This window comes from Roseofilum sp. Guam, assembly GCF_017746735.1.
Lineage (GTDB): Bacteria > Cyanobacteriota > Cyanobacteriia > Cyanobacteriales > Desertifilaceae > Roseofilum > Roseofilum reptotaenium.
Genome location: NZ_JAGHZN010000032.1, coordinates 1 through 15,707 on the forward strand (window position 1 = coordinate 1; position 15,707 = coordinate 15,707).

A 15,707-nucleotide genomic window follows, 5' to 3' on the forward strand; every position below is an offset into this window, starting at 1 on the left:
AGATGCCTACCTTTCCCTTTGTCCTTTTGGACGCAGTGCAGTCAGCCATTTTCACTGCTCTATAGTCATGAGGGTTCAACCGATAAGTTCGCTTTCGCTCACCATTGTTAGTTGGCTTGGGGAGCGACTTAACACTTTGGCTAGTGTTGGGTTCCCCTTTATACCCCGCTTCAATCCTGTGGTTATGAGTCACAAGATTGGGGGTATTGCCGTTGTCTACCCATGCAATTATGGGTGAAGTCCAGATATTCCAACCGATTTGGAACAGTCTCTCAGTTATCAAGGGGTATGAAACCCTTGCCAGTTCTACGCTTCAAGGTTTCCCTGTCCACTTTTGAACTGAACGAATCACACAGTATCGGGAAAATGATCGATTTGAGCATAGCCACTAAAGAGTAGGTTTTTGCCTTGAGTTTCCAGGCGATTAATCCGCAAGGTTACCCCATCTAGGTTAAATCGATCTAAATCAACCATATCATTCAAGATGTCAGCCAGCGCTTGGGTAAAGCTTTGAGCGCGATCGCACAATTCTGGGGGAATATTATCCGGTTCAAATTGAGCGTCACTAAACAGGATGCGCCGCCGACGTTCCACCACCAACGTTGCTCTCATGGCGATCGGAATTAAATCAGCATTGCCCACATCTGTTATCGCAAACAGTCGAATTTGGTTGTTGGGGAGCAACTCAACCGATACCTCCTTAAACGAAACAGGGTGTCCTCCAGATAACTCCGTCAAAGCCGGCTGCGTCAAATTCTCCAACCGTTTCGTCACCAATTTTGCCTGGAAGGACTGGTTAATACCAGACTCAGACAAGGTAATTTGGGCAACTGCTTGAGTCGGTTGCTTCAAGCGCAATTTCCCCCCCAGCAGAGCGCCAAAATCAAGGGCTACAGCATCTGTCTGAAAAGACATCTCTTCCATGGGAAAATCATTACGAATGACCAACCCCCGCCCTTGCATTTGCAAACCATCGATCGCCCCTTGTAGAAGTTTGCTGGATGGATAACAGCGAATAGACACCTCAATCGATTCACTACGGGTGAACAGATGACGAAGAGACTGGCTCGCCACGCTATTGAGGAGTTTCTCTCCCATATCTGTATTTCCAGGACTACCAAAGAAACCGGTGACACCAGTAAACATGCTGTTTTTGGGTTAGATACAAGTTCTACACTCGATTAATGTAACAAACTGTAAAGCAACCGACAACAGGCCACCCCTGAAGAAGGAGCAATCTGACTGAGAGGACAGGTTTTAGGATCGGGGAATACAGAACGTTGCACTCTGGTGACAAAGGAGTACAGCTTGAAGGCTTAGCTCCTAACCCATACAAGTCCCTATTATTGCCATAGATCAAAACAGGTCAAACATTTTATTAAGAATCAATTCAACAGCTTGAGAATAGTTTAAGGTTAAGGCAACCTAGTATAAGAGAAGTACGCAAGACTTCAGAAATTAATAGATAAGTCAAGCTTGATTCTAAGCATCTTCCGAGGTTATAACTATGCATACTTTAAATCACGATCTAGATACTAAATTGATAGAGGCAGATGGCCGATACCTCAATACGCAAGAACTTTATCCCTTAGAGCAGTATTTACAAAGCTATCAACTCCGGCTACAAACCTATCAGCTTCTGAGTGAAAACAGTGAAAAGCTGATTGTGAATACCCTCCGTAAATTTGCCCAAGCCTATCCAGAGTTGATTAAAAACCATGGCGCTCGATGCAAATATGATATGGGGTCTGTAATCCGTTATATTGCCTTGTCAATTTTGCGTAATGACGAGTTGTTCTTCAAAGAACAAATGATGTTTTGGTTAGACACTATTTTAGTGGCCTACAAGCGCACCAGTCATTGCACGAGGGTTTATGACTATTTGCACAAAGAAGTCGATCGTCTGTTACCCCCTAACTGTAGTAGTTTAGTGCATCCTTATATAAAACTTATTACGGTGATGTTGAACTCCCATGTTTAAGTAAATCTATCCTACTTGTGGAGGAGAATAAACCCATGAACTGCCCCCTTAAATCCATAACTGTCAGTCGCACTTCATCGCTTGAAGAACGGCAGCAGGCACTTGTTTCTATCTACTACCAAGTGTTGGAACGTCAGCCTTATCAATATGAGAACAAGGTTTTGAAGAAGGCAGAACATCAGTTTTTGCATGATAAAATTGGAGTCCGTCGATTTTTGAAAGAGCTAGGTCATTCTTCAGTTTATCTAGATTCTTTTTATCACCGTTACTCCAACGTGAAGTTCTTAGAAATCTGCTTAAAGCACTTCCTGGGGCGTGCGCCAAAAGATCAGGTAGAAATTCAACGCTATTCGCAGATTTTAACGACGAGAGGGGTCGATCAGTTAATCACCTCAATTCTTGATTCAGAAGAATACCGGAAGGTGTTTGGGTGTTTTACCATTCCCTATGCGCGATCGCTAAAATATTACGACTCTCCTAAATCTTACCTAGAAACCCAGTGGTTGAACGCCGAGCATATTGGACAACGGGGAACCTCCATACCGACTCGGTATTGGCATGACTTAGGCTTGGTGTGTGAAGCAGGGGTTTGTCATCCTGAAGCCGGTGAAATCCTCCATCCTCCAATTTCCAACGAGGTTGAACTCGCCGTTCAGCAGCTCGTTAGACTCATTGAATCTGAACAAGGAAAACAAGCGTTAGCCTCGATGGCACCTCAAAAACTGGAAAAACTACGGGCAGTGATTGGTTAATGATTCAGCCCTATTCGTTCTGTCTCCATAACTCAAACCTGCTTCAGCAGGTTTTTTGTTGTCTAGAGCAATTATGCCGTAGGAATCTTAAATTTGTTATCACAAAGGAGATTCTGTCCTATCTTAAAGATCAACCTTATGTTTGATCGTCATCTTATGCGTAAACGAGCAACCCGCTGGATCTCTCGCCTGCTCTTATTTGCGGTTGTATTCAGTTTCATCGTAGTCAACAACCATTTAAGCTGGAGTCTATCCCCTAAGACAAAAGAGTCTTCAGATCGACAAGAGTTAATCAAGCTCGTTAACCATATCGAGCAGGTATGGAAACAAGATTTTACCAATTACTTCCAATCCGATCCTAGAGATATCGAAGACCTACAAGCACCAGAAATTGCCCAATTTCTAGCTCAAAAGGAGAAAGAAACAGGACAAACTCCAGCCCTTGTGTATATCCATCCGATGCCGGATAACCTAGAATTACTGTTGATCACGCCGGAGGGTAATCTGACGTATCATCAGGTTCCAGAAGCATCGAGGAGTAACCTGGTGACTATAATGAATGAATTTCGCTCTACGGTTACGAATCCCCGATATCTCCGCACGACGCGATATAAAGCTTCAGCGCAACAACTCTATGAGTGGATTATCAGTCCGATAGAAGCCCAATTAGAGACAGAAGGGATTGACACCTTGTTGTTATGTACAGGAGTGGGATTAAGATCGGTTCCCTTTGCTGCTTTGTTTGATGGTGAGCAGTTTTTAGTGGAAAAATATAGTTTGGTGATGATCCCAGCGTTTAACTTAATGACGGTAGGTACAGAAAATACCCAAAAGACCCAACTTTTGGCTATGGGAGCTTCTGAATTTCAGGAGTTAGAACCTCTCCCCGCTGTTGCTCTAGAATTGGAATTGCTCCGTGATGGTGGGGTACAAGGGGAGAGAGCTTGGGAAAGTCGAGCCTTTTTCAATGAAGAATTTACCTTAGATAACTTACAAACCCAATTGCAATCCCAGGATTTTGATATTGTTCATTTAGCCACCCATGCTGAATTTCAACCAGGACAACCGCAGCAATCCTATATTCAATTTTGGGATAGTCAGCTCACGCTGGATCAGATTCGCCAACTGCCGTTGGACGATCCACCTTTGGATTTGCTGGTGCTGAGTGCTTGTCGAACAGCTATTGGCGATCCAGAGGCGGAGTTAGGATTTGCCGGGTTGGCGTTTGAAAGTGGGGTACAATCGGCATTAGCGAGTCTTTGGTATGTCAGTGATGGGGGAACGTTGGCGCTGATGAGTGAATTTTATCAGCAGTTACCCCGATCGCCGATTAAAGCGGAAGCCTTGCGCCAAGCGCAAATTTCCCTCCTGCGAGGACAGGTGAGTTTAAGAGATCGGCAATTACGGGGAAGTCGGGGAGCGGTAGACTTGCCTTCAGAGTTGGGGAATTTGGCGATCGAAAATTTGGCAGCCCCGTTTTATTGGGCGGCATTTACCCTAATTGGTTCTCCTTGGTAGAGGATAGGGGGATGGGGAGTGCAATACGCCAGAATGGGAAAAAATGAATCTGAATTGGAGGATATGCTGATGAGAGTTAGCTCTCAACGCAGACAATGGGTTGCGGTTGCTCTGGCAACCGTGCTGTTGGTATCCGGTTGTGCCGGTGGTACAGGAACATCGTCTTCAAGCAGTAGCCAGCGGAATACACCCACCCAAACGCAGCCCCAGAAGACTTCAGAAGATACCACTCAATCGTGGCAAAATACCCAACGGGAAACCACCCAACGCAATACTGCACCAGCAGTGAAGAAAGAAGCACTTCCGGGTTCTAGTTTTAACCGCTTTTTCCCGAAGTCTGGGGATGGGTATCAGGTGGTTGCGGCTCAGGAGAAAAAGGGATTTGCTGAGTATAAGCTCAAGAAGGGGGGCACGGATATGGCGGTTTTGTCGATTTCCGATACGATCAGTTTGCCTGCGGCTCGGAAAAAATATGAAAACACTACCCAGAGGATTGGAGGATTTCCGGCGGCGAGTCAGGGTAGCAATATTACGGGAGTTCTGGTGGCAGATCGGTTTCAAGTGAAGGCACAATCTCGCGATCAGTCGTTTACACAAAGCGATCGCCAAGCTTGGCTGCAAAAGTTTGATTTACAAGGGTTATCGAGACTACAATAAACTGAATTGTTGAAGACAAGAGGCTGGGCCCCTTGTCTTTCAAGACTTAATGGATACAAACTTTTAAGGATTATTTGATATTATCATGCTCGATTTTCTCAAGCCTTGGTTAGGTCGTTCTTCAGAGCCGATTAAAGCGAACGTTGAAATTTACACTTGGCAAACCTGCCCATTCTGTATCCGAGCCAAATTATTATTGTGGTGGAAAGGCATTTCCTATACAGAATATAAGATCGATGGAGATGAAGAGGCTCGAAACCAAATGGCAGAACGGGCACAAGGACGGCGCTCCGTTCCACAAATCTTTATTAACGATCGCCACATCGGAGGCTGTGATGAGCTGTATGCTTTAGACGAACAAGGAGAACTCAATCCTTTACTGATCCAATAAATCTGGGGGATGGGGGGATGGGGAGATAGGGGGTTTTAATCAAATGAAACAGCCTTGTTTAAATCACCCATTATATCAACACCATCACTACTGGATGACTCGCGCTCTGGAGCTGGCACAAACCGCAGGTGAAGCAGGGGAAGTGCCTGTGGGAGCGGTAATTGTGGATAGTGAGGGACATTTAATTGCAGAAGGAGCCAATCATAAAGAGTGCGATCGCGATCCGACTGCCCATGCTGAGATCTGTGCCATTCGTGCTGCGGGAGATCGCCTCAAATCTTCTTATTTAGAAGGCTGTACCCTCTATGTTACCTTGGAGCCTTGCCCCATGTGCGCTGGGGCTATTATTCATGCTCGTTTACAGCAGTTGGTTTATGGGGTTGATGACCCCAAAACCGGTGCGATTCGCACCGTATTAAATCTTCCTGATAGTCCCGCGTCTAACCATCGTCTTCAAGTCTTATCGGGTGTACTTGAATCTCCCTGTCGTCAGCAATTACAATCCTGGTTTGCTCAACGTAGAAGGGGGTAGGGCGAAGCACTAGAGAATAGGGAAGAAGGGACTAACGAAATAGTTAAGATGGCTTGATTCCCCTATTCCTACCCGTTTTATCAACCTTTTAACATCTGCATGGGTAACACAATAGTAAACGCAACAAACGGGATATCATTACCACTATTGACCTCAATTTTTCCGCCTAAACGCTCAGTCAATTTTTTCACTAAAGCCAGCCCTAAACCCGTTCCCCCTTGTTTCCAAGGATCGGCACTCGGAATCCGATAAAACTTATCGAAAATCCGATCTAATTCAGCTTGGGCAATTTCTACACCTGTATTTTTGACCTCAATCCATAGCTTAGGACGACTCATAATACCATCCTGATTGGCCGGTAAAAACTCTAGGGGTTCCTCTAACCAAGCCTTAAATTGAATCGATTCTTCTGGGGGCGTATATTTACAGGCATTATTCAATAACTCCGCAATGACTCGCTCTAAACTAAAGGTTTCCGAGAGAAAATCAGGAATATCATCCGCAATTTCAATCACAAGGTGTTGTTGACGATGGTGGGAACGATCGCGGAAAGAGGGTAGAACTTTTTCCATAAAGTCAACCAAATTAATCCGATCCAGTTCACTGGGAGCTTCCTGATTTTCCAATCGCTGGAGATCGAGCAAATCATTAATTAGATTGATTTCCCGCTCACATTCAGCCCCCAAAATTTGTAAGTAATGGGTCAATTTTTTCTCTAACCCTTCCCGTTGGGGATGGGGAGTTTCCGGTGGAGGATTAATTTCAGAAGTCATATATCGCTCTAAGGAGATATTGAGCATCCGAATCGCCATTTTCATATTTGAAACCGGAGTGCGCAGTTCATGGGAAACAGTACTGAGAAAATCATCCTTGAGATGATTGAGTTTTTCCAATTCCTTCACTTGAGCTTGTGAGGATTGAAACAAACGGGCTTGACGGATGGCGATCGCACATTGATTCGCCACTTGCTGCACCAATCGAAGTTCTAGCTCACTAAACTGATACTCCGCATGGTGGACCAGCCACAAATCCCCCAGCACTCCTTGATTGTCAAAAATAGGACAAGCTAACATTGCCGATCGCCCCCGTTCCGGATTGGGCAACAAGGAGCAAAATTGAAAATACTGCCCACGAAGCAGTTGTTGATACAACTCAGGAAACTTAGCTAATTTTGCCACCCGGCCATGAATTGCCGGAATAGTCGCCGCATATTCCGAGCAAATGGTAGACGTTCCCTTCTCTAAGTCATACAGAGAAGCATTACATCCCTTAATTCCCAACACTAACGTCAATTCGCGGACAGCAGTTTGCCAAATTTGGGTTTCATCTAAACTATCTCGAACTTTATCCGTAATCCGCTTGAGCATGGCCTCAAACTTTAGTGCTTGCTCAAGTTGACTGGTTCGCTGCTCAACCATAGAGTCAAGCTTGGGAGAGTCTGTTGTCGAAGGTAAGGAAGATGGATGGGAATTAGGAGGCTGAATGCTCATAGCTGTGGCTCAGTGCAAGTCGTTTAGAATCAAGATCGGTTTTAGCACAAGGTCTAAGAACTATTCCTTATCAGGGTATCGAACTTAAAGCGAGTAATCCGTTTAATCGAGGTCAAAATCCGATAAACTGGGGAATTTCTAATCAAACCTATAATGAAATTTAATATTTGTTAGGGCCATTTACACCGGAGTGGTAGAATTACCGAGAGTAAACCCCATATAGGTTAGGAGATGGCTCAGTTGCCCTCAAGTGACCCTTGGCAAACAGTTGGCCCACAGCTTACCCTCCGCCCATTTCCGCCTTTGTACTCTCTTCTGTGTCCCTCTACCGAGCTTATGCGTTCTATTGATTCTCATCAATGTTAATTCGCCTATCAGATGACAACATGCTGAAAAAGGCTTATCATTACTTAACATTAGATCCGTCACAATCCAATAGAATCGACAAAAAACTTAAAACCCTTATGAAACCCGAACTCCAAACCAAAGTTGCCCAAGGATTAGTTACTGGTGGTGCTGCCCTATTTTTAATTGGCGGTGTCTGCGTTGCTTCTGGACTGCTCTCTCTGAAAAGTGTCCCTCCTGGATTACCCGGTACAGCCCTACTGATGGAAGTAGCTGGCTTAGGATTAACGGAAAAAAACCGAGAAGCTTAGACTTAACTCAGATGGAAACAGACCAAGCAATAGGGACTCGCATCGCTACACCAGCCCTTCTCGCAGGGCTTTTACCGCTACTTGTACCCGGTCATCGACTGCTAACTTATTCATAATTCCCCGTACATGGGTTTTGACCGTATTCGGACTGAGGTAGAGTTGCTCGGCAATCTGAGGATTGCTATATCCTTCCACCATTAACTTCAGCACTTCTGATTCACGCTCTGATAAATTGGCAATATTGCCTTGGGGAGTGGGGGGTTTGAGATGACTAATCACTTGACGGGCAATTTGGGGATCGAGATAGGTTGCTCCTTCCTGAGCAGCAGAAATCGCGGCCAAGAGTCGGTCTACATTAGCCCCTTTAATACAATAGGCATCTGCTCCACTAGAGAGGGCGGCAATAATTTCATTTTCCGTGGTATGAGAGGTGAGCATGACGACCCGTGTATGGGGGAGTTCAGCTTTAATTTGTTGGGTGGCAGCAATACCATCTAGGCGAGGCAGACCAATATCCATGACAACTAAATCGGGTTTGAGTTGTTTGGCGGCTTGAACGCCAAGGTAACCATCTTCCGCTTGGCCGATAATTTCCAAGTGAGGGAATTCGGTTAGGGTTTGTTCTAAGCCCAGTTGCATCATGGGGTCATCTTCAACAATGAGAACCCTTAAGGGAGTCGGGTGTTCTGGGGAAGGAAACATAAAGTAATTGCGCTATGGAATTGGCGCTCATGAATAAACTTAGGAAAGATTAATTGGGAGGTTGGGTGGTGGAAGTCGTCGCGATCGCGACTACACCATAAACAGATATTCCCTGATAACGCAAGGCTTGGGTTGCAGATTGCACCGTTGCCCCTGTGGTATAGATATCGTCCAACAATAGCACAGGGGAGTGAGGATCACGGGAAATCCGAGCCGTGTTCACAGTAAAGGCATTTTTGAGATTTGCACGACGTTCGTCGGCTCTTTTACCAAATTGGGCTTCGGTTTCACGGGAGCGAATCAGACCATTGGTAGATAAGGGAAAACCTGTAACTTGGCAAAAACTGGCGGCTAGGCGTTCGGCTTGGTTAAATCCCCGTTGTTTGAGTTTTTCCGGATGGAGGGGAATGGGAATCACCAGAGGTGAAACTGGTTTGGTCGTATGGGTAGCGATCCAAGCTTCTCCTAACCATTGTCCCAGGGGGCGGGCAATTTCGGGATGGTTATCATATTTTAGGCGGGCGATCGCCCCTTTGAGCTGTCCTTGATATTTTCCCCAAACCCAAACGGGCATAGATTTTGACGCGCAAGTATAGAGTCGGCGATGGGAGGGGCAAAATTGCAATTGACGCAAGGCTCTCGAACAAGTTGAACACAACACCTCCTCATCCGTTGGGCGATCGCACATGGGGCAATTCGAGCGCAAAAACAGATTCAGAATACTATCCGTGACTTGAGTCCAAAATCCCATAATAATGAGTAATGAATCATTGAATTAATCTATATGATGCCTGTGACCCTTTCCTCGACTGCCATCCAAGTTATTAAAATTGGAGCAACCTTGCTCATGAGTGGGGCGATCGCCCTAGAATCCTATAATCTCATCCACCCCTTCATCAATGCATCCCTTCCCAGCCTCATTTTCGGGTTCATTATTCTAGCGCGAGTCGCTCTCATCATTCATGGGCTAGAGGCGATCGCTGCTGCCTATTTAGCCCGCTCTCACCAACAAAACCCCCTCAAAACCGCCATCTACACCTTTTTTGTTGGCACCATCGGGTTATGGGAAATCTTAAGGGAATAGGCAATAGGGAGTTGGAAGTGGGTCATTTAACTTGTAGTGGATTCCCTAGGGGTTTTAAACTGCTCTTCCAACTGGCGATATCGATCCACCTCAATAATTTCCTCAAATTCGGGGAACGAGAGATCCGCTTCTGTTCTTCCCGTAGTTCCCTCTGCCCTTAAGCGCTCGAAGCACTCTCGCATCGCCTGAGTAGCTGCAAACAAACCCGACAGCGCATACACCCCAACCTTAAAACCCAACGCCTGCAACTCAGAGCGCCTTAAACAAGGAGTTTTACCTCCCTCAATCAAATTGGCAAACAAATGGACATCCGTTCCAGCAAACGAATTAGAAATCTTCACCAACTCTTTCACAGACTGGGGCGCTTCAATAAAGATAATATCTGCTCCCGCTTCGGCATATAACCGCCCCCGATCGATCGCCTCATCTAACCCTAACGGCGCTCTCGCATCCGTGCGCCCCACAATCACCAAACCACTCTCGCCCCTTGCATGAACAGCCGCCTTAATTTTCTCCACCTGTTCAGCAGCCGAAATGACTTGTTTTCCCTGAAAATGACCGCACTTTTTCGGCCAAACTTGATCTTCAAGAATAATGCCAGATACGCCCGACCGAAGTGCCTCAGTCACCGTGCGCATCACATTGAGCGGATTGCCATAACCCGTATCGAGATCCGCCACCAAAGGAATAGAAATCGATTCAGCCATTTTGCCCACACTCTGGAGGGTTTCTGTCGCGGTGAGTAACCCATAATCCGGTAATCCCAGGGTAGAAGCAGAAATCCCAAACCCACTGGTAAACACAGCTTCAAAGCCCACTTGGGCAGCTAACTTCGCTCCCAGGCAGTCATAGACTCCAGGTAAAATAAGGGTTCCCGGTTGGTTCAGAAGGTATCGTAACTGATGCCCTGACATAAGACTTTAGATAAGCTTTCAATAGGTCTAGCCTAGCATTAGCAGCGCTCAGGAGTGACTTGACCAAGAGGTTTCCAGTTCTAGAGATTGGGGAGGAACAGAAAAGGTAGATTGAGGAGTCCGATCTTGGACTTGTAAAAGATGAATCCCCATAAATAAGAGGATAGGAAAGCTTAACCAGTTAACCCAATTCCAAATCGGGTGAATGTTGGAGGAGTGTTTTTTGGGATTCATGGAAGTTTCCTCAGTACGATCAAGGTTAGGAACCAATGGGAAGGGGATGATTGTTCTTAGAATGGCATAGATGGGATCAAAGCAGTGTGAGGGTTAATGCCAATTTTAAATTGAGTTGGGATCTATAATCGCAGAACCGATGAATTTCAGTAGCGGTTGAGTCAGGGGTAGAGTACGGTTAAGAAACTGGACGAGGGGAGATTGATGGCAGAGACGGAAGTTAGCCAGAGATCCAATTGAGGATAATTTGGGGTAAGTTAAGGATTTGTTGCCAAAGTTGGTTGGGGTTAACTCCAAAGAGTAGTTGCAGGATGAGGATAATTCCGGCAACAGTTAGGGCTGTGCCAACGGTTAACTTAACAATTTTCACTAGCCAGATAAAGACCAGCCAGGAAATGATCAAAGCAGCGATGAGTAGAATGAGGTCTGTGGGCATGAGTTTAATACTCTCGATAGAGTATTTTGAACGGTGGCGAAGGACGGTTAAGCAAGGGAACTGATGTATTTGAAGCACCTCTATCTTAAGCAATTTCGCAATTATGTGGAGCAGGCAGTGACGTTTAGCGCTCCGAAAATTATTTTGCTGGGGAATAATGCCCAGGGGAAGTCAAATTTATTAGAGGCGGTGGAACTGTTGTCTACATTACGATCGCATCGAGCAAAGGGCGATCGCGATTTGGTGTTTCAGTCTCCGGATCATCCTCCGTCTATCGGTCAAGTGAGCGCTCTTTTGGAGCGACAAACCGGCGAAATTGACCTGAAACTGGTTTTGCGAGCGAGTGGGAACCGGACATTAGTACTCAATCAGGAAGTCCAGCGACGACGGAGGGATTTTTTAGGGGCGCTCAATGTGGTGCAGTTTTCCAGTTTAGATTTAGATTTGGTGCGCGGATCTCCGGAAAACCGACGTTTGTGGCTCGATACACTCCTGACGCAACTCGAACCGGTCTACGATCCGATGTTACGCCAATATCAGCAGGTTTTGCGTCAACGCAATGCTCTACTGCGGCACTTTCAAGAGGCCGAGGGGCACGAAAATCCCCAAGAGTTAGCCCTCTGGGATGCCCAGTTAGTCTCTGTGGGCGTGCGTTTAATTCGCCGACGCGCTCGGGTGTTAGAGCGGCTTACGCCGATTGCCCAGGCATGGCATGACAGTATCAGTGGATCGACCGAAAAATTATCGATCGCCTATAATCCGAGTGTATTTTGGGATGGGGATTCTCGATCGCCGGTAGACGCTATTGAGGGGGCATTTTTCCAGAAACTAGCAGATCGAGCGATCGCTGAGAGCGCCCAAGGAAGCACTTTGGTTGGTCCCCATCGAGATGAGGTAGACTTCTATATTAACGGGACTCCTGCCCGTCAGTATGGCTCCCAAGGGCAACAGCGAACGCTCGTTTTAGCCTTGAAGTTAGCCGAATTAAAATTAATTTCTGAGGTAGTAGGAGAATCGCCTTTGTTATTGTTGGATGATGTCTTAGCGGAATTGGACTTAACGCGCCAAAATCAGCTTTTAGACGCGATCGCTGACCGGTTCCAAACCCTGATTACTACCACCCATTTAAGCGCATTTGAGCAAAATTGGTTACATTCTTCTCAGGTTTTTCGGGTTCAAGAAGGTCACATTTACTCTCAGCAAGATTAAAATTTTTAGTCTAAGCTTGTATCCGCTAAAAATTCCAGTAAGATCAAAGAGATTTGTTAAAGCACCAAGTTATGAGTTTTTAGCGCTCATAAGACATCTATTTCACACGAGTGTGAGAGGAAAACGACGATGAACGATCCAGGACAACCCAAAGATATGCGCGATCGCCTGGGAAATGTAGAGCAGATCCGGGACTTACTCTTTGGCGAACAGCAACGGGAACTCGATACCCGACTGGAGGTATTGGAGAGTACGATCAAGGATCTCAGGCAAGAGATGGGAGATCGTCTCAATCAGCTCAAAGAGCAGTTCTCGAATGAACTGCGATCGAATTCCTATGCCCTAGAGAAAAAAATTCAGTATGTGACCGTAACCCATACGGAAGACTTCACCGAATTCAAACAAGACCTAGAACGGACGCAGAAAAACTTTAATGAGCAAGTTAAAGGGTTAGATAAAATCTTACATAACCAGACAGAAAGTTTAGAGCAAAATATTCGCCATACCAAAGAATCTTTGCAAAAAGAACTGCATGACCTCACCGGGCAAATCCAAAACGAATTAAATAAATATGTCAATGGACTGCAAGATAACAAGATTTCCCGTGATGAATTCGCAGAAGTATTATTTGACCTGTGTATGAAAGTCAAGAAAACCGATTTGGTTCGAGAAATTGAAGGATCGGAAGTCAAGGCAGATTTGTTATTGCCTGAACAACACTCTTAGCAGTGTAAGTGCAAATGAGGGGATCGGAGATCGGGGTATACTATGGTTTTATCAGATCGACAGTCACAAGAGAAGCGTTCTCAATCCTCTTCTGAGCCTAGATTAGAATCGACGCTGGAGAGAGAGAACATCTTTAATTGGTTGAGTCCAGATCAGCCCGTTATAGAAATGGAGCCAACTAGACCAAACGCTTCTGTTTCATCTAGGCTCCCTGAAGCTCGACAGGGATGGGAGGATACCCTCGATTTATTATCCGATCTGCTGCTCGATCCGCAACCGGAATCTCGATCATCATCTGGATTTTCAGGAGAAAATTTACCTCCTTTAATCTTGAAAGCAGAATTGGAGGAAGAAAAAACTTCCCTCGATTCTGCCCTTCCTCAGAGTCCCCTTGAACCCAAAATTACCAACAGTCCATCCAAATCTGAACACAAAGACCAACACCAACAGGACGATATCTCTCTCCAAGTTATTCAAAGTCTATTGTTGCCTTCAGAATCTCCTGCGTCTAGCCAATCTTTGGCTGAATCTCGCTCATTATCCACTAATCTCTCGACCTTAAGCCCTGTATCTGATCTGAGTTTAGAGGAGCGATTAACCCAACTTGAACAGCAAACAGCACTGATTAATCCCCTACTGCCTTTAATCTCTGAACTCTTAGGGTTTGATTTAACGGTTTCTCATGAGCAAAGTATTCGGGTGCTAACTCCGATTATTGACAAAATTATTGAAAATCGCGCCCAACAGGATTCCGAAGCCATGAGTGGAGTATTGGCGGATTTGATTCCCGCGGCTATTGCCGAAGAAATCCGGCGATCGCCCCGTGAAGTCGCTAAAGCCTTAGCTCCAGAAGTGAGTCTAGCCATTGAAGAGCAAATTCGGATTGACCGCCACGCGATCGCCAAAGCCCTTGGTCCGGAAATGGGCCCCGCCATTAAAGAACAAATAGAATGTGAACGGGAAGCCATGGTTGATGCCCTCTATCCGGTTATTGGCAATACCATTGCTAAATATATGGGTGATGTCATCAAATCCATTAATCAAAAGGTAGAAAGTACCTTTACCTTAAAGGGAATTAAACGAAAAATTAAAGCCAGAGTGCAAGGAATTTCTGAAGCAGAACTGATTTTCCAAGAATCAATGCCCTTTACTATCCGAGCTATTCTTCTCATTCATAAAGCCTCGGGTCTAGTCATTAGTGAATACCAACCCTCAGAAGCCAACCCACTAGAATCGGACATGCTAGCTGGAATGCTCACCGCTATTCGGAGTTTTGTCAATGACTGTATCTCTTCTGATGAAATGGCCTCAGAAGTCAATGAAATTGAATATGATGATTGCAAAATCATGCTAGAAGTTGCTGGCTATTCCTATCTGGCTGTGATCATCAAAGGAGAACCCTCTAAAGCCTTCTTACAAAAAATCAGAGAAACCTATGCTTTCCTTTTGCAAAAATTTGGAGACCCCATCAGTGAATTTGATGGCGACCCCGACACCATCCCCGAACAAATCCCTGAACATTTAGAACAACTCTTTGCCCAGAGCGAGAAAAAACAGGAGGATGACTTCCCTTGGGCCTTAATCATCCTCATTTTAGGGGTGATCGGAGCAATTTCTATCCCTTGGATTTGGACTTCTCACCAATGGCAGAAAGCACATAACTTAGAAGTTCAAACCCGTCAAGCCTTGCTTTCATCTCCAGAACTCTCTGTTTATGCCATTACTCCCAATGTCAATCGGGAAACGATCCAATTAAACGGCAGAGTTCCCAATGAATATTTACGCTTAAAAGCCGGACAGATTGTATCAGAAATCATTCCAGATCTCACCTTAGATAACGATATTGTAGCGGTTAATCTTCCTCCTGATTTAGATGCAGCCGCTACAGAAGTGAATCGGATCGTTGAAATACTCAATCAACTCGATGGAGTCAGTATTACAGCTACCTATAGCCAAGGAAATGTCACTCTTTCAGGAACAGTCGTTGAAATTGCCGATCTAGAGAAAATATTAGACTCTTTAGAGGGGATTACCGGAGTAAGTAGTGTGTTTAGTCGCATTCAACTCCAAGCCTCTCCGTTGGAAACGAAGTTTTACTTTGAATCGGGTTCCAACAAACTGCATCCAGCGGATCGGACTGAAGGCATACCCAAGATTGCTCAATTTTTAAACCAATATCCAGAATTTGATTTAATGATTATAGGACATAGCGATAAGATCGGTGGTTGGGGTGAAAATCAAAAGCTCTCTTGGCAACGAGCAGAAGCGGTGAAAATGGCTTTACAACAACAAGGCATTTCAGCCCAACGCCTCAAAATCCAAGGAACGACAGAACCCCCACCCGGGATCAACTCTACGGATGCGCTGGCTTTAAGTCGCTGTGTTCGGTTTGAGTTATTTCGTCCGATTAAAGTAGGAAATTAAA

Annotated in this window: 18 protein-coding genes; 11 read left to right on the forward strand and 7 right to left on the reverse strand. The window is 45.4% G+C overall.

Annotated elements, in window-relative coordinates:
• Positions 1-348: 348 nt before the first annotated feature.
• Positions 349-1,146: a DUF2993 domain-containing protein gene (locus J7529_RS13960; protein WP_318729460.1), complete on the reverse strand. Its 798-nt coding sequence runs from the start codon at positions 1,144-1,146 to the stop codon at positions 349-351.
• Between the two features lie 361 nt (positions 1,147-1,507).
• Between J7529_RS13960 and J7529_RS13965 the strand changes: the two genes are divergently transcribed.
• From J7529_RS13965 to tadA, 6 genes are all read left to right on the forward strand, one after another.
• Complete coding sequence (locus J7529_RS13965) at positions 1,508-1,981, forward strand: hypothetical protein (RefSeq protein WP_318729461.1); 474 nt, start codon at positions 1,508-1,510, stop codon at positions 1,979-1,981.
• Between the two features lie 35 nt (positions 1,982-2,016).
• Positions 2,017-2,733, forward strand: a complete 717-nt coding sequence (locus J7529_RS13970; protein WP_318729462.1) for a phycobilisome rod-core linker polypeptide — start codon at positions 2,017-2,019, stop codon at positions 2,731-2,733.
• Between the two features lie 138 nt (positions 2,734-2,871).
• Entirely contained in the window at positions 2,872-4,251 is a 1,380-nt protein-coding gene (locus tag J7529_RS13975) for a CHAT domain-containing protein (RefSeq protein ID WP_318729463.1), read from the forward strand.
• Positions 4,252-4,320: 69 nt separating this feature from the next.
• Complete coding sequence (locus tag J7529_RS13980) at positions 4,321-4,908, forward strand: hypothetical protein (protein ID WP_318729464.1); 588 nt, start codon at positions 4,321-4,323, stop codon at positions 4,906-4,908.
• 85 nt (positions 4,909-4,993) lie between these two features.
• Complete coding sequence (grxC, locus tag J7529_RS13985; protein WP_318729465.1) at positions 4,994-5,299, forward strand: glutaredoxin 3; 306 nt, start codon at positions 4,994-4,996, stop codon at positions 5,297-5,299.
• Between the two features lie 43 nt (positions 5,300-5,342).
• Positions 5,343-5,831 carry a tRNA adenosine(34) deaminase TadA gene (tadA, locus tag J7529_RS13990; RefSeq protein WP_318729466.1) on the forward strand — a complete coding sequence of 163 codons (489 nt, stop codon included), beginning with the start codon at positions 5,343-5,345 and terminating at the stop codon, positions 5,829-5,831.
• Positions 5,832-5,911: 80 nt separating this feature from the next.
• On the opposite strand, the gene J7529_RS13995 is transcribed toward tadA, so the two are convergent.
• On the reverse strand, positions 5,912-7,321 hold the full coding sequence (locus tag J7529_RS13995; RefSeq protein WP_318729467.1) for a HAMP domain-containing sensor histidine kinase: 1,410 nt from the start codon (positions 7,319-7,321) through the stop codon (positions 5,912-5,914).
• A 464-nt stretch (positions 7,322-7,785) separates the two neighbouring features.
• Here J7529_RS13995 and J7529_RS14000 point away from each other — a divergent pair, with 464 nt between their 5' ends.
• Complete coding sequence (locus J7529_RS14000) at positions 7,786-7,977, forward strand: hypothetical protein (RefSeq protein ID WP_271943807.1); 192 nt, start codon at positions 7,786-7,788, stop codon at positions 7,975-7,977.
• Between the two features lie 45 nt (positions 7,978-8,022).
• On the opposite strand, the gene J7529_RS14005 is transcribed toward J7529_RS14000, so the two are convergent.
• Positions 8,023-8,679, reverse strand: coding sequence for a response regulator transcription factor (locus tag J7529_RS14005; RefSeq protein ID WP_318729468.1), 657 nt, complete (start codon positions 8,677-8,679; stop codon positions 8,023-8,025).
• Positions 8,680-8,728: 49 nt separating this feature from the next.
• Entirely contained in the window at positions 8,729-9,430 is a 702-nt protein-coding gene (locus J7529_RS14010) for a ComF family protein (RefSeq protein ID WP_271943800.1), read from the reverse strand.
• Between the two features lie 33 nt (positions 9,431-9,463).
• On the opposite strand from J7529_RS14010, the gene J7529_RS14015 reads away from it, so the two are divergent.
• Entirely contained in the window at positions 9,464-9,763 is a 300-nt protein-coding gene (locus tag J7529_RS14015) for a hypothetical protein (protein ID WP_318729469.1), read from the forward strand.
• 26 nt (positions 9,764-9,789) lie between these two features.
• Here J7529_RS14015 and J7529_RS14020 read toward each other — a convergent pair whose 3' ends face one another.
• The 3 genes from J7529_RS14020 to J7529_RS14030 all read right to left on the reverse strand — a co-directional run bounded on the left by J7529_RS14020 (position 9,790) and on the right by J7529_RS14030 (position 11,347).
• Positions 9,790-10,677, reverse strand: a complete 888-nt coding sequence (locus J7529_RS14020) for an oxaloacetate decarboxylase (RefSeq protein WP_318729470.1) — start codon at positions 10,675-10,677, stop codon at positions 9,790-9,792.
• A gap of 48 nt (positions 10,678-10,725) precedes the next feature.
• Complete coding sequence (locus J7529_RS14025; protein WP_318729471.1) at positions 10,726-10,911, reverse strand: hypothetical protein; 186 nt, start codon at positions 10,909-10,911, stop codon at positions 10,726-10,728.
• A 220-nt stretch (positions 10,912-11,131) separates the two neighbouring features.
• Complete coding sequence (locus J7529_RS14030; protein ID WP_318729472.1) at positions 11,132-11,347, reverse strand: hypothetical protein; 216 nt, start codon at positions 11,345-11,347, stop codon at positions 11,132-11,134.
• Positions 11,348-11,410: 63 nt separating this feature from the next.
• Here J7529_RS14030 and recF point away from each other — a divergent pair, with 63 nt between their 5' ends.
• The 3 genes from recF to J7529_RS14045 all read left to right on the forward strand — a co-directional run bounded on the left by recF (position 11,411) and on the right by J7529_RS14045 (position 15,706).
• Complete coding sequence (gene recF / locus J7529_RS14035) at positions 11,411-12,556, forward strand: DNA replication/repair protein RecF (protein WP_318729473.1); 1,146 nt, start codon at positions 11,411-11,413, stop codon at positions 12,554-12,556.
• Positions 12,557-12,685: 129 nt separating this feature from the next.
• The gene (locus tag J7529_RS14040; RefSeq protein WP_318729474.1) at positions 12,686-13,282 is read left to right on the forward strand and encodes a hypothetical protein; all 597 of its coding nucleotides are present in this window, start codon (positions 12,686-12,688) and stop codon (positions 13,280-13,282) included.
• A 42-nt stretch (positions 13,283-13,324) separates the two neighbouring features.
• A complete protein-coding gene (locus J7529_RS14045) occupies positions 13,325-15,706 on the forward strand; it encodes an OmpA family protein (protein ID WP_318729475.1) in 2,382 nt (793 codons plus the stop codon).
• Position 15,707: the final 1 nt, after the last annotated feature.

What these genes read in the sequence shown, in the direction of transcription:
- J7529_RS13995 (WP_318729467.1), bottom strand. Translation starts at nt 7,321, where the DNA reads ATGAGCATTCAGCCTCCTAATTCCCATCCATCTTCCTTACCTTCGACA.
- J7529_RS13960 (WP_318729460.1), bottom strand. Translation starts at nt 1,146, where the DNA reads ATGTTTACTGGTGTCACCGGTTTCTTTGGTAGTCCTGGAAATACAGAT.
- J7529_RS13965 (WP_318729461.1), top strand. Translation starts at nt 1,508, where the DNA reads ATGCATACTTTAAATCACGATCTAGATACTAAATTGATAGAGGCAGAT.
- recF (WP_318729473.1), top strand. Translation starts at nt 11,411, where the DNA reads ATGTATTTGAAGCACCTCTATCTTAAGCAATTTCGCAATTATGTGGAG.
- J7529_RS13970 (WP_318729462.1), top strand. Translation starts at nt 2,017, where the DNA reads ATGAACTGCCCCCTTAAATCCATAACTGTCAGTCGCACTTCATCGCTT.
- J7529_RS14045 (WP_318729475.1), top strand. Translation starts at nt 13,325, where the DNA reads ATGGTTTTATCAGATCGACAGTCACAAGAGAAGCGTTCTCAATCCTCT.
- J7529_RS13980 (WP_318729464.1), top strand. Translation starts at nt 4,321, where the DNA reads ATGAGAGTTAGCTCTCAACGCAGACAATGGGTTGCGGTTGCTCTGGCA.
- J7529_RS14040 (WP_318729474.1), top strand. Translation starts at nt 12,686, where the DNA reads ATGAACGATCCAGGACAACCCAAAGATATGCGCGATCGCCTGGGAAAT.
- J7529_RS14030 (WP_318729472.1), bottom strand. Translation starts at nt 11,347, where the DNA reads ATGCCCACAGACCTCATTCTACTCATCGCTGCTTTGATCATTTCCTGG.
- J7529_RS13975 (WP_318729463.1), top strand. Translation starts at nt 2,872, where the DNA reads ATGTTTGATCGTCATCTTATGCGTAAACGAGCAACCCGCTGGATCTCT.
- J7529_RS14015 (WP_318729469.1), top strand. Translation starts at nt 9,464, where the DNA reads ATGATGCCTGTGACCCTTTCCTCGACTGCCATCCAAGTTATTAAAATT.
- J7529_RS14025 (WP_318729471.1), bottom strand. Translation starts at nt 10,911, where the DNA reads ATGAATCCCAAAAAACACTCCTCCAACATTCACCCGATTTGGAATTGG.
- grxC (WP_318729465.1), top strand. Translation starts at nt 4,994, where the DNA reads ATGCTCGATTTTCTCAAGCCTTGGTTAGGTCGTTCTTCAGAGCCGATT.
- J7529_RS14005 (WP_318729468.1), bottom strand. Translation starts at nt 8,679, where the DNA reads ATGTTTCCTTCCCCAGAACACCCGACTCCCTTAAGGGTTCTCATTGTT.
- J7529_RS14000 (WP_271943807.1), top strand. Translation starts at nt 7,786, where the DNA reads ATGAAACCCGAACTCCAAACCAAAGTTGCCCAAGGATTAGTTACTGGT.
- J7529_RS14020 (WP_318729470.1), bottom strand. Translation starts at nt 10,677, where the DNA reads ATGTCAGGGCATCAGTTACGATACCTTCTGAACCAACCGGGAACCCTT.
- J7529_RS14010 (WP_271943800.1), bottom strand. Translation starts at nt 9,430, where the DNA reads ATGGGATTTTGGACTCAAGTCACGGATAGTATTCTGAATCTGTTTTTG.
- tadA (WP_318729466.1), top strand. Translation starts at nt 5,343, where the DNA reads ATGAAACAGCCTTGTTTAAATCACCCATTATATCAACACCATCACTAC.